The 11,734-nt window shown below is 66.3% G+C and carries 11 protein-coding genes; 8 read left to right on the top strand and 3 right to left on the bottom strand.

Annotation, left to right across the window (positions count from 1 at the left end):
• Positions 1 to 112 precede the first annotated feature (112 nt).
• Positions 113 to 730: a TetR/AcrR family transcriptional regulator gene (locus ACQR1L_RS30020; protein WP_434861528.1), complete on the bottom strand. Its 618-nt coding sequence runs from the start codon at positions 728 to 730 to the stop codon at positions 113 to 115.
• Positions 731 to 921: 191 nt separating this feature from the next.
• On the opposite strand from ACQR1L_RS30020, the gene ACQR1L_RS30025 reads away from it, so the two are divergent.
• The 3 genes from ACQR1L_RS30025 to ACQR1L_RS30035 all read left to right on the top strand — a co-directional run bounded on the left by ACQR1L_RS30025 (position 922) and on the right by ACQR1L_RS30035 (position 6,066).
• Positions 922 to 2,154 (top strand): efflux RND transporter periplasmic adaptor subunit, encoded by a 1,233-nt coding sequence (locus tag ACQR1L_RS30025; protein WP_434861529.1) that lies wholly within the window; start codon positions 922 to 924, stop codon positions 2,152 to 2,154.
• A 272-nt stretch (positions 2,155 to 2,426) separates the two neighbouring features.
• On the top strand, positions 2,427 to 5,609 hold the full coding sequence (locus ACQR1L_RS30030; protein ID WP_434861530.1) for an efflux RND transporter permease subunit: 3,183 nt from the start codon (positions 2,427 to 2,429) through the stop codon (positions 5,607 to 5,609).
• 250 nt (positions 5,610 to 5,859) lie between these two features.
• Entirely contained in the window at positions 5,860 to 6,066 is a 207-nt protein-coding gene (locus tag ACQR1L_RS30035) for a hypothetical protein (RefSeq protein ID WP_434861531.1), read from the top strand.
• A gap of 39 nt (positions 6,067 to 6,105) precedes the next feature.
• Here ACQR1L_RS30035 and ACQR1L_RS30040 read toward each other — a convergent pair whose 3' ends face one another.
• On the bottom strand, positions 6,106 to 6,993 hold the full coding sequence (locus ACQR1L_RS30040; RefSeq protein WP_434861532.1) for an SDR family oxidoreductase: 888 nt from the start codon (positions 6,991 to 6,993) through the stop codon (positions 6,106 to 6,108).
• Positions 6,994 to 7,136: 143 nt separating this feature from the next.
• Here ACQR1L_RS30040 and ACQR1L_RS30045 point away from each other — a divergent pair, with 143 nt between their 5' ends.
• The gene (locus tag ACQR1L_RS30045) at positions 7,137 to 7,571 is read left to right on the top strand and encodes a winged helix-turn-helix transcriptional regulator (protein WP_434861533.1); all 435 of its coding nucleotides are present in this window, start codon (positions 7,137 to 7,139) and stop codon (positions 7,569 to 7,571) included.
• A 97-nt stretch (positions 7,572 to 7,668) separates the two neighbouring features.
• Here the strand turns inward: ACQR1L_RS30045 and ACQR1L_RS30050 are convergent, their stop codons facing one another.
• On the bottom strand, positions 7,669 to 8,049 hold the full coding sequence (locus ACQR1L_RS30050; RefSeq protein WP_434861534.1) for a chlorophyllide reductase: 381 nt from the start codon (positions 8,047 to 8,049) through the stop codon (positions 7,669 to 7,671).
• Between the two features lie 264 nt (positions 8,050 to 8,313).
• Here ACQR1L_RS30050 and ACQR1L_RS30055 point away from each other — a divergent pair, with 264 nt between their 5' ends.
• The 4 genes from ACQR1L_RS30055 (at position 8,314) to ACQR1L_RS30070 (ending at position 11,700) form a co-directional block, all read left to right on the top strand.
• On the top strand, positions 8,314 to 8,889 hold the full coding sequence (locus tag ACQR1L_RS30055) for a DUF2975 domain-containing protein (RefSeq protein ID WP_434861535.1): 576 nt from the start codon (positions 8,314 to 8,316) through the stop codon (positions 8,887 to 8,889).
• A 10-nt stretch (positions 8,890 to 8,899) separates the two neighbouring features.
• Positions 8,900 to 9,130, top strand: a complete 231-nt coding sequence (locus ACQR1L_RS30060) for a helix-turn-helix domain-containing protein (protein WP_172113245.1) — start codon at positions 8,900 to 8,902, stop codon at positions 9,128 to 9,130.
• Between the two features lie 240 nt (positions 9,131 to 9,370).
• Positions 9,371 to 10,486, top strand: a complete 1,116-nt coding sequence (locus ACQR1L_RS30065) for an ABC transporter substrate-binding protein (RefSeq protein ID WP_434861536.1) — start codon at positions 9,371 to 9,373, stop codon at positions 10,484 to 10,486.
• A 119-nt stretch (positions 10,487 to 10,605) separates the two neighbouring features.
• A complete protein-coding gene (locus tag ACQR1L_RS30070) occupies positions 10,606 to 11,700 on the top strand; it encodes an ABC transporter ATP-binding protein (RefSeq protein WP_434861537.1) in 1,095 nt (364 codons plus the stop codon).
• The last annotated feature ends 34 nt before the right edge of the window (positions 11,701 to 11,734 follow it).

Here is an 11,734-nt window from a genome sequence, read left to right on the forward strand (position 1 = left end):
AATGGCTCTTGGTTCGCGCTGACAATGAGGCGGCCGCAGGGGACCGCATCGCGTCCGCGAGCACAAGACAGTACGACGGCAGAGCGCCCCGTCGCCCAGCGCATGCGAGCGATCAGTTCGCGGTGACCGGCGCCGGCACCGACTGATCCGCGATGGTCTTGATCGCGACCTCGGCGACCTGGGCCAGCGACTCGCGGTCGGCGCCCGAGGACGCCATGACGCTCATTCCGGTGATGACGGCGGAGACGTAGCGCGCGAGCGCGGCGGGGTCGGCGCTCTCCGCCAAGTCGCGCTCCTGCTTCGCGCGCTCGAAGCGATGCCGGAGCTGCTCCTCGGTCTGGGCGCGGCGCGCGGCCAGCTCGAACGGCACATTGGCCGAGCCGGAGCCGCAGGCAAGGCCGCCCTGCACCAGCAGGCAGCCAGGGGGATTGGACGGATCGGTCTGCTTCTCGGCGACGCCCATCAGCATCCGCGCGGTGACCTCGCGGGCTGTCGGCGCGCCCAGCACCTCCTCCATCCACTCTTCGCGGCGCTGGATGTAGCGGTCGAGCGCGGCCTTGAGCAGGGCCTCCTTGCTGCCGAAGGCGGCATAGAGGCTGGGCGGGTTGATGCCCATGGCGTCGGTGAGCTGGGCGATGGTCGCGCCCTCATAGCCATGGCGCCAGAACACCTCCATCGCCTGGTCCAGCGCGGTGTCGCGATCGAAAGTCCGGGGCCGTCCGACGCCCATGATGCAAAACTCCTGTTTTCGTCTCCGCCCCGACTGATTCTTATCTATTTGCGATTCCTAGCTATTTCTTTGATCTGCCGCAGCCGCCAAAGTTCCGTCTAGGATTTTCGTAGCATCCGTTACATAAGTCTCTTGCGAACGAGTTGCCAGCGCCACATTTGTAGCGAGCACTACAAATCTGGAGCGCGACAATGCCTTCGCCCGAACCAAGTTCCCCCAGCCGCCTGAAGCGGTGGCTGAGCACCGTTGCCGTCGCCGGCGTGGTGATCGCCGCCGGCTCCTACGCCGGCACCCGTTACTTCCATTTCAGCCCCGTCCCCCAGGCCGCCCACGCCGCGGCGCCGGAGCAGGCCGTTCCGGTGACGGTCTCCGTCATCGAGCCGCGCAAGGCCAGCCTGTGGGACGAGTTCTCCGGTCGGCTCGAAGCCGTCGAGCGGGTCGAGGTCCGGCCGCGCGTGGCCGGCGCCATCCTCGCCACCAATTTCACCGAGGGCTCCCTGGTGAAGGCCGGCGACGTGCTGTTCAAGATCGACCCCGCGCCCTATGCCGCCGAGGTCGACCGCGCCCAGGCCCAGCTCGAAGCCGCGCGTGCCCGCGCCTCCTTCGCCGCCAATGAGCTTGAGCGCGGCGCGCAACTGGTCGGCAGCTCGATCGTCACCAAGCGCGACTTCGACCAGCGCGACAACGGCAATCGCGAGGCGATCGCCAACGCCAAGGCGGCGGAAGCAGCACTCCAGGCGGCCAAGCTCAATCTCGACTACACGCAGGTGCGCGCGCCGGTGGACGGTCGCGTCGGCCGCATCGAGGTCACCGTCGGCAATCTCGTCGCCGCCGGCTCGGCCTCGCCGGTGCTGACCAACCTGGTCTCTGTCAATCCGATCTATGCGAGCTTCGACGCCACCGAGGATGTCGTGCTGCGGGCGCTGGCCGCCGTGGCCGACGCCTCCGGCAAGCGCGGCAATCTCGACCGCATTCCGGTGGAGATGACGACGTCGGGCGGCATCACCGCGTCGGGCCACATCCAGCTGATCGACAACCAGGTCCAGGGCCAGACCGGCACCATCCGCGTCCGCGCCGTGTTCAAGAACGAGACCGGCACCCTGATCCCCGGCCAGTTCGCCCGCGTCCGCATGGGCCAGCCGCAGCAGCAGTCCCTGGTGCTGCTCGACGAGCGCGCCATCGGCACCGACCAGGACAAGAAGTTCGTCATGGTCGTCGGCGACGACGAGCGCGCGGTGTATCGGCCGGTGACACTCGGCGGCAGCGTCGAGGGCCTGCGGATCATTTCGGCGGGGCTGAAGCCGGGTGAGCGAGTGGTCGTCAACGGCCTACAGCGCGTGCGGCCAGGGGCACTGCTGAAGACGCAGGTGGCCGCGATGGGCGCGCGGGATGGGGCCGACACGAAGCAGATGGCGCAGCGCTGATCGTCGTTGACGATATCGTCGCGCCACGGGCAGTGCGCTCCCTCTCCCCGTTCTTCACGGGGAGAGGGTTGGGGTGAGGGGCACCACACCCACCGACCGTGCTGAAGGCCCCCCTCACCCGGATTGCATCTTCGATGCAATCCGACCTCTCCCCGCCTTAGCGAAGCTTCGCTTCGCCCTGGCGGGGCGAGGTACACCGAGCCCGCTGACCGACCGATCAAGACAACTAACAACGTCAGCCACACGCTGACCTCCCGACCACGGGGCCTCCCATGAACCTCTCCAAATTCTTCATCGACCGGCCGATCTTCGCAGGCGTGCTGTCGACGCTCATTTTCCTCGGCGGCCTGATTGCGCTGTTCTCGATGCCGATCTCGGAATATCCCGACGTCGTGCCGCCGTCGGTCGTGGTGCGCGCGACCTATCCCGGCGCCAATCCGAAGGTGATCGCCGAGACCGTGGCGACGCCGATCGAGGAGCAGATCAACGGCGTCGAGAACATGCTGTATATGAGCAGCCAGGCGACCACCGACGGCGCGATGACGCTCACGGTCACTTTCAAGCTCGGCACCGATCCGGACAAGGCGACGCAGCTGGTGCAGAACCGGGTGCAGCAGGCCGAGCCGCGGCTGCCGGCCGTGGTGCGGCAGCTCGGCGTCATCACCAAGAAGAGCTCGCCCGACCTCACCATGGTCGTGCACCTGAACTCGCCGAACGGCCGCTACGACACGACCTATCTGCGCAACTACGCGGTGCTCAACGTCAAGGACCGGCTGGCGCGCATCGACGGCGTCGGCGACGTCCAGCTGTTCGGCGCCGGCGACTATTCGATGCGGGTGTGGGTCGATCCGCAGAAGGCGGCCGAGCACGGACTCTCGGCGAGCGACATCGTCAAGGCGATCCAGGCGCAGAACGTCGAGGCCGCCGCCGGCGTGGTCGGCGCCTCGCCGAACGTCAAGGGGCTCGATTTGCAGCTCTCGGTCAATGCCGAGGGCCGTCTCTCCAACGAGGACCAGTTCGCCGACATCGTGGTGAAGACCGGCGCGCATGGCGAGGTGACGCGGCTGCGCGACGTCGCCCGCATCGAGCTCGGCGCCTCCGAATACGGCCTGCGCTCGCTGCTCGACAACAAGCAGGCGGTGGCGATCCCGATCTTCCAGGCGCCCGGCTCCAACGCGCTGCAGATCTCCGACAACGTCCGCGCCACCATGGCCGAGATCAAGAAGACGATGCCCGAAGGCGTCGAGTATCACATCGTCTACGACCCGACGCAATTCGTGCGCTCCTCGATCGAGGCCGTCGTGCACACGCTGTTCGAGGCGATTGTGCTGGTCGTGATCGTCGTCATCCTGTTCCTGCAGACCTGGCGGGCCTCGATCATCCCGCTCTTGGCGGTGCCCGTGTCGATCGTCGGCACCTTCGCGGTGATGCATCTGTTCGGCTTCTCGATCAACGCGCTCAGCCTGTTCGGCCTGGTGCTCGCGATCGGCATCGTCGTCGACGACGCCATCGTCGTGGTCGAAAATGTCGAGCGCAACATCGAGAGCGGACTCTCGCCACGTGACGCCACCTATCAGGCGATGCGCGAGGTGTCCGGCCCGATCATCGCGATCGCGCTGGTGCTGGTCGCCGTGTTCGTACCGCTCGCCTTCATCTCCGGCCTCACGGGTCAGTTCTACAAGCAGTTCGCGTTGACGATTGCGATCTCCACCGTGATCTCGGCCGTGAACTCGCTGACCCTGTCGCCGGCGCTGTCGGCGCTGCTGCTCAAGGGCCACCACGACCCGAAGGACCGCCTCACTCGCATCCTCGACCGCTCGCTCGGCTGGTTCTTCCGCGGCTTCAACCGCGCCTTCGTCCGCGCCTCCGACAATTACAGCGGCAGCGTCTCCAGGGTGATCACGGCCAAGGCCGCCGTGATGATCCTCTACGTGCTGCTGATCGGCGCCACCGCCGTCCTGTTCAAGCAGGTGCCGGGCGGCTTCGTGCCGGGCCAGGACAAGCAATACCTGGTCGGCTTCGCCCGCCTGCCGGACGGCGCCACGCTCGACCGCTCCGAGGAGGTGATCCGCAAGATGAGCGACATCGCGCTGACGCAGCCCGGTGTCGAGAGCTCGATCGCCTTTCCCGGCCTCTCGATCTCCGGCTTTACCAACTCCTCCAATGCCGGCATCGTGTTCTCCGGGCTGAAGCCGTTCGATGAGCGTAAGGATCCGTCGCTGTCGGGCGGCGCGATTGCGCTGGAGCTCAACAAGAAATACGCAGGCATCCAGGACGCCTTCATCGCGATGTTCCCGCCGCCGCCGGTCAACGGCCTGGGCACGATCGGCGGCTTCAAGCTACAGATCGAGGACCGCGCCGGCCGTGGCTACGAAGCCTTGAACGACGTCACCACCGCCTTCATGGGCGCCTTGCAGAAATCACCGGAGATCGCCGGCGCGTTTTCGAGCTTCCAGGTCAACGTGCCGCAGCTGTTCGCCGACATCGATCGCACCAAGGCGCTACAGCTCGGCGTTCCCGTGACGGAGGTCTTCAACACGCTGCAGATCTACCTCGGCTCCTACTACGTGAACGACTTCAACAAGTTCGGCCGCACCTACTCGGTGCGCGTGCAGGCCGACGCGCCGTTCCGCGCCCGGGCCGACGACATTCGCCAGCTCAAGGTCCGTTCGTCCACGGGCGAGATGGTGCCGCTGTCGGCGCTGCTCGACGTCCGACAGAGCGCCGGTCCTGAGCGCGCGATCCGCTACAACGGCTTCCTGTCGTCGGACATCAACGCCGCGGCGGCGCCGGGCTTCTCATCGGGCCAGGCGCAGGCGGCGGCCGAGAAGATCGCGGCCGAGGTGCTGCCTCCTGGATTTGCTTTCGAATGGACCGACCTGACCTATCAGGAGTTCATCGCCGGCAATTCCGGACTCTGGGTGTTTCCGCTCGCGATCCTCTTGGTGTTCCTGGTGCTGGCCGCGCTCTATGAGAGCCTGACGCTCCCTCTGGCGATCCTGATGATCGTGCCGATGGCGCTGCTGGCGGCGATGGCCGGCGTCTGGATCTCGAAGGGCGACAACAACATCTTCACCCAGATCGGCCTGATCGTGCTCGTCGGCCTCTCCGCCAAGAACGCGATCCTGATCGTCGAATTCGCGCGCGAGCTCGAATTCGCCGGACGCACGCCGCTGCGCGCCGCGATCGAGGCCAGCCGTCTCCGGCTGCGGCCGATCCTGATGACGTCGATGGCGTTCATCATGGGCGTGCTGCCGCTGGTGCTCTCGACCGGCGCGGGCTCGGAGATGCGGCGGGCGATGGGCGTCGCGGTGTTCTCCGGCATGATCGGCGTCACCGTGTTCGGCCTGTTCCTGACGCCCGTGTTCTACGTGCTGCTGCGAACCCTGACCGGGATGCGGCCGCTCGTCCAGCACGGCGGCCACGGCACCGTGGCGGCCCAGCCCGCGGAGTAAACGCCGATGTGAACAGGCGTGATGTCGCCCGCCGCGAAACGCAATCGTCTCTTCTCACGTAGAGGCAAGTGACAGTCGGCGTCCTCATCATGCTTCCCCGATGATCCGGTGCACGATCAATTCTGCAAAACTGTGAACCGGATCACAGACCAGCGCAGCGAGATGGAGGACGCCAACTCCAGCACGTTGCGCCGACCCGGCGGCCTGTCCCGCACCAGGCCGCCGGGTCATTTGACGAAGGAGTTGCAACATGGATTTTTTAAATCATCTGGTCGCAGCCCGGCTGATGAAGACGGCGCAGGGTTTCGAGCGCATCGGCGTTCACCGCGCCACACACCGGCTGCCGGCTCCGCCTCAGCGTTTGGGCACGACACCGACGACGCTGGCGCTGGTGGTCGATCGCCAGGGACGTGACCCGTCCGCCGCGCCATGCTGCTCAGGCGCCGACAGCGTCTGATGGCGACCGTGTGGCGGGCGAGGCCCGCCACGCCAGGCCTCATGTGAGCGCAGGCTTGGTCTTCTCGACCCAATCGGCAAAGCTCTGCGGCGCAACGCCGGTGATCGTCTGATAATCGCCCGTCACCCCGGCGACCAGCCCCTGAGCCGTATTCGGCTCGAACGACGCGAACACCTCCGCCAGCGGTCGCGGCAGTCCGGCGCCGACCATGCCCTGAATGAGACCTTCGAGGGGCACCTGCACCACCTCGATCGGCTTGCCCACCGCGGCCGAGATGATCTGCGCCTTTTGCGCCTTGGTCAGCGCCTCCCCACCACTCAGCGTGAAGACCTGCTTGCCGCCGGCGCTGCCGGCGAGAACCGTCGCCGCCGCGCGCGCGAGATCGTCGCGCGCGATGTCCGCGCTCGCGCCACCCTGGTCCGCCGTGAACCAGCGGCCCGAACCGAGGATCTGCGGCAACGAGCTCATCAGATTTTCGAAGTACCAGTGATTGCGCAGCACGGTCCAGCCGGCGAGCCGGCTGTCTTTGAGAGCGGCCTCGGTCAACGCGTGGTCCGGCGCGAGCAGGATCGGCGAGCCCTCCGGCTTCGGCATGGACGTGTAGATGACGTGGCTGACGCCGGCCTGCTCGGCTGCCGCGATCGCGTTCTTGTGCTGCTGCAGCCGACGGCCCGGCCGGTCGAGCGCATCGGTGCTGATCAGCAGCATCCGCTCCGCCCCGGCGAACGTCGCGACAAGCGAGCCTGCATCGTCGAAATCGGCGCTGCGGACCTGGACGCCTTGCGCCGCCAATGCCTGCAACTGCTCCGGCTTGCGGGTGGTGGCGATGATGCGGGAGGCCGGCACACCGAGCGTGGTCAGCAGGTGGCGGATCACGGCGCGGCCGAGCTGCCCGGCGGCGCCGGAGACGAGAACGGATTGAGACATCGTTAACCTTCGTTACGAGGGGCTGGATGGGCAAGACGTTGGCTTTCGGCCGCAGTCGCCTTAAAGTCTCGTTTCGAGACCAGCACTACATTAGGAACCACGATGACCCGCCGAAAGAAGGCAGTTTTCTGGGAGATAGGCACATGAAGGGAACTGCCCCTCCCGGCACGATCGCGGCTGAAGGCGCATGCGACAATGATCCCGGCCGCTGGAAGGCGAAGTTCGCCTCGATCGACGATTGTCCGATCCGCACGGTGATCAATCAGATCGGCGACAAATGGAGCCTGCTCATCCTGGCCGTGCTGGGCTGGCGGCCCCACCGCTTCGGCGAGCTGCGGCGCGAGATCAGCGACATCTCGCAGCGGATGCTGACGCAGACTTTGCGCGACCTGCAACGCGACGGGTTGATCGCCCGCCGCGTGCTGCCGACGGTGCCGCCCAGCGTCGAATACAGCCTCACCGACATCGGCCGGAGCCTGCTCGGGCCGATGTCACACCTGATCGGCTGGGCCGAGCAGCATCACGCCGCGATCAAGGCCTCGCGGCAACGCTTCGACGAGAGCATCGCGTCGGACTAATCGACGGCATGGCGCCAGACAGCCGCGTCACGGCGCGACGTGACGACATGGATGCGGACGATCGGCGTTGGTGCTCGTACTGCGGCGCCGGAACGGCTCACGGCCGCTTGCATCCTGCGCGATCGAGCATGTCCCTGACGATCAAGGGCGTTGCCGGTGTTTGCGCCGCATCGGGCGCTGCGGCAGCGGAGCTCAGCGCCTGACCGGCCTGCGCGGCACTCAAGTTCAACGATGTCCGGCAGGTCGCGCGCCCCATGCTGGCGACTGCGCCGGCGGCCTCGCCGACACCGGCAAGGTAGGCGGTGAGAACCTGCTGGGCCGTGCGGTCGGTCGGCGCCTTCTCCAGCATCTGAATCACCTGGGCGACCGATATCAGGCCTTGGGAGGTGGACGACGCGGCGCTGGATGGCGACGTCGCCGCGATAGCTGACGCGAAGACGGCGACCGTGAGGGTCAGTTTGGCCAGGCAACGAGACATGAAATGGCTCCTGAGTGAGACAATGTGTTTCTTCGGAATCGCATCTGGCAGCCTCGCGCACGTTCCCGATTCCGCACGCGCAGCTTGGAGTGTCGCCCGCGATCGACCTCCCCCTCCAGGGGAGGGTGAGACCCGTCGCGCAGAGCCGCAGTCGAGCGGAGGACCGATCTGTCGTGCGAAAATAAATTATTGTCAAACAATAATTTTTGGATCACCCTATGGCCAGATCGTCGAGAGACCCATCAACAGCGGAGCCGTTCGACCATGACGCAGACAGCAGAGACTTTCGGCACGACTGCCGCGCACGACAGGCGCGGCGATCGCATTCGGCGGCTCAGCCGATTGATGTCGGCGGGCTGCCTCGCGACATCCGCTCTGCTTGCCGCGGCCATGGCAATCTATTGGGCCGTGACGCCGACACACACGCTGTTCAGCCAGGCCGGAATTCCGCATGCTCCGGTGACCGAGATCGACCCGTCCACGCGCGCGCTCGCGTTCGCCATCGCCATGATCCCGCTGGGCACGCTGATCTGGGGCTTGCTGAGCGGACGTCGTTGCTTCGACGCCTTCGCCGCCGGCCGCATCTTCTCGCGGGACTCGATCCGACAGCTCCGGGCATTCGCGATCGCTGTCGCAGCATCAGCCCTGTTGAAGCCACTCGCTGCTGCGGCGCTGTCCGTCGTCCTGAGCCTGCAACAGCCGGCGGGACCGAAGACCCTCGCGCTGAGCATGGGATCGGACACGCTGCTAGCTCTGATCTTCGCAGGGACGGTCGCGGTCATCGCCTGGGTGATGACCGAGGCGCTGGAGATCGCCGACGAAAACAATCAGTTCGTCTGAAGGACAGGACATGCCGATCCGAGTGCGGCTGGGCGTGATGCTCGCCGAACGCAATGTGAAGTCCAAAGACCTCGCTGAATATGTCGGGATCACCGAGGCCAACCTCTCCCTTCTCAAGCAGGGCAAGGTGAAGGGTGTGCGCTTCGAGACCCTCGAGCGGATCTGCCGGTTTCTGGGCTGCCAACCCGGAGACCTCCTGAGATATGAGGAGGCGCCGTCGGCCGAGACGGACATCGGGTGACACCACAGCCGCGACAGCGCTGCTGATCACGACGGCCGGACCCGCACTCGCGCGAAGCGGACGGGCCGCCGCGCGGCGGCCTGTCACGAGAGGTCGGCACGCCCGCGCGTCGCCGCAACGCCGCTGATGCAGTGCATGAACGCCAAAATAGCATCATGTGACGATCAAAACTCGCGCTTGCCACGGCTTGGTCGAGCCGATAGCTTTTTTGAACCTTTCAAGCGCCTGGGATCATCGAGCATGCTTTTTCTGCGGACCACCTCCACGACGGCAATGGTGTCGAACACGACGGATCGGAGGGCCAGAGGCGCAGTTGCAACCGTGTCGAAGACGGCGCTGGTGGCTGCAGCCGCGTTGCTCGGCGTGATCGCCTCGGCGCAGGCGCGCGATCTCACCGTGGTGTCGTGGGGCGGCAACTATCAGGACGCGCAGCGCAAGATCTATTTCCAGCCGTTCGCCGCCAAGCTCGGCGCCACCGTGCTCGACGAGAGCTGGGACGGTGGCTATGGCGTGCTACAGGCCAAGGTGAAGGCCGGCGTGCCGAACTGGGATGCGGTGCAGGTCGAAGCCGAGGAGTTGGAGCTCGGCTGCAGCGACGGCATCTATGAGAAGATCGACTGGAGCAAGCTCGGCGGCAAGGACGGCTTCATCCCGGCCGGCGTCAGCGATTGCGGGGTCGGCGCCATCGTCTGGTCCACGGGCATGGCGTTCGACGGCGACAAGATCAAGGATGGGCCGAAAACCTGGGCGGATTTCTGGGACACCAAGAAGTTTCCGGGCAAGCGCGGCCTGCGCAAGGGCGCCAAGTACACGCTCGAATTCGCGCTGATGGCCGATGGCGTATCGGCGGCCGACGTCTACAAGGTGCTGAAGACCAAGGAGGGCGTCGAGCGAGCCTTCAAGAAGCTCGATGCGCTGAAGCCCGACATCGTCTGGTGGGAGGCCGGCGCGCAGCCGCTGCAACTGCTGTCATCGGGCCAGGTCGCGATGACCTCGGTCTATAACGGCCGCATCACCGCCATCAACCGCACCGAGGGCAAGCATTTCGGCTTCGTCTTCCCGGGCAGCATCTATGCCGTCGACAGCTGGGTGGTGCTGAAAGGCTCGCCGAACAAGGACGCCGCGATGAACTTCATCGCGTTCGCGAGCCAGGCGGAGAACCAGGCCAAGCTGCCGGAATACATCGCCTACGGCCTGCCGAACATCGCCGCCGCCAAGCTGGTGCCGGAGAAGTACGCCGCGGAGCTGCCGACCACGCCAGACAATCTCAAGCAGGCGATCGCGCTCGACGTCGGCTTCTGGACCGACAATTCGGAAGAGCTGTCGAAGCGCTTCAACGCCTGGCTGGCGCGCTAACTTCGCCAGCCTGGCTGGCGCGCTAACTGCGCCGAATACCTTGGACGCGCGATCCTCGCATCGTGCGTCCGCCTCACGTGCAAGCGTACCGGCGTGATCGGCGCCGAAAGCCAGCGTTCATGGACAGCCCCTTCATCTCGTTCCGGCAGGTGGTCAAGCGCTTCGGCCCGCTGACCGTCGTCGACCATCTCGATCTCGACATCGCCAGAGGCGAGTTCATCGCCCTGCTCGGCCCCTCCGGCTCCGGCAAGACCACGCTCTTGATGATGCTCGCCGGCTTCGAGCAGGCGACCAGCGGCACGATCGCGGTCGATGGCGTCAGGGTCGACGGACTGCCGCCGCACAAGCGCAACATGGGCGTGGTGTTCCAGAACTACGCGCTGTTTCCGCATATGAGCGTGCGCGACAACATCGCCTTTCCCTTGAAGATGCGCAACGCGCCGAAGGCCGAGATCGCGACGCGCGTCGCGCGCGTGCTCGACATGGTCAAGCTGTCGGCAATGGCCGAGCGCAAGCCGGCGCAGCTCTCCGGCGGTCAGCAGCAGCGCGTGGCGCTGGCGCGCGCGCTGGTGTTCGAGCCGCAGGTGGTGCTGATGGACGAGCCGCTCGGTGCGCTCGACAAGAAGCTGCGCGAGCAGATGCAGCTCGACATCCGCGACCTGCACCGCCGGCTCGGCCTCACCATCGTGTTCGTCACCCACGACCAGGACGAGGCGCTGACGATGTCCGACCGCATCGCCGTGTTCAACCACGGCAGGATCGAGCAGATCGGCCCGCCCCGCGAGATCTACGAGCTCCCGCGCACGCCGTTCGTCGCCGAGTTCATCGGCGAGACCAATCTGCTGTCGTGCAAGGTGGAGGAGCAGGCCGGCGAAACGGTCCGGCTGACGACGGACGGCGGGCTCACGCTGTCGGCGCATGCCGCCGCCGCACGCATCGACGGCGGCAAGGTGCGGGTTTCGATCCGGCCCGAGGCGATCCGGATCAACGATCACGCCGCGGCGACGGCGAACCGCGTCACCGCGCGCATCCTCGACGCCGTGTATTTCGGCGATCACATGCGCCTCGTGGCTGTTGTCGGCGAGCAGCGGCTGATCATCAAGGGCGACCGCATGAGCGAGGCGGCGGAGGTGGGCCGCGACGTTGCGCTGTCCTTTGCGGCGTCGGATGTCTGGGTGGTGGGATCATGCGACCAGACCTCGGCCACCGCCTGAAGGCGGCCCTGCTGCTCGCGCCGCTGCTGGCGTT

The organism is Bradyrhizobium sp. HKCCYLR20261, assembly GCF_051168435.1.
Classification (GTDB): domain Bacteria; phylum Pseudomonadota; class Alphaproteobacteria; order Rhizobiales; family Xanthobacteraceae; genus Bradyrhizobium.

What these genes read in the sequence shown, in the direction of transcription:
- ACQR1L_RS30035 (WP_434861531.1), top strand. Translation starts at nt 5,860, where the DNA reads ATGGATTTTTTAAATCATCTGGTCGCAGCCCGGCTGATGAAGACGGCG.
- ACQR1L_RS30070 (WP_434861537.1), top strand. Translation starts at nt 10,606, where the DNA reads ATGGACAGCCCCTTCATCTCGTTCCGGCAGGTGGTCAAGCGCTTCGGC.
- ACQR1L_RS30020 (WP_434861528.1), bottom strand. Translation starts at nt 730, where the DNA reads ATGGGCGTCGGACGGCCCCGGACTTTCGATCGCGACACCGCGCTGGAC.
- ACQR1L_RS30030 (WP_434861530.1), top strand. Translation starts at nt 2,427, where the DNA reads ATGAACCTCTCCAAATTCTTCATCGACCGGCCGATCTTCGCAGGCGTG.
- ACQR1L_RS30065 (WP_434861536.1), top strand. Translation starts at nt 9,371, where the DNA reads ATGCTTTTTCTGCGGACCACCTCCACGACGGCAATGGTGTCGAACACG.
- ACQR1L_RS30060 (WP_172113245.1), top strand. Translation starts at nt 8,900, where the DNA reads ATGCCGATCCGAGTGCGGCTGGGCGTGATGCTCGCCGAACGCAATGTG.
- ACQR1L_RS30055 (WP_434861535.1), top strand. Translation starts at nt 8,314, where the DNA reads ATGACGCAGACAGCAGAGACTTTCGGCACGACTGCCGCGCACGACAGG.
- ACQR1L_RS30040 (WP_434861532.1), bottom strand. Translation starts at nt 6,993, where the DNA reads ATGTCTCAATCCGTTCTCGTCTCCGGCGCCGCCGGGCAGCTCGGCCGC.
- ACQR1L_RS30045 (WP_434861533.1), top strand. Translation starts at nt 7,137, where the DNA reads ATGAAGGGAACTGCCCCTCCCGGCACGATCGCGGCTGAAGGCGCATGC.
- ACQR1L_RS30025 (WP_434861529.1), top strand. Translation starts at nt 922, where the DNA reads ATGCCTTCGCCCGAACCAAGTTCCCCCAGCCGCCTGAAGCGGTGGCTG.
- ACQR1L_RS30050 (WP_434861534.1), bottom strand. Translation starts at nt 8,049, where the DNA reads ATGTCTCGTTGCCTGGCCAAACTGACCCTCACGGTCGCCGTCTTCGCG.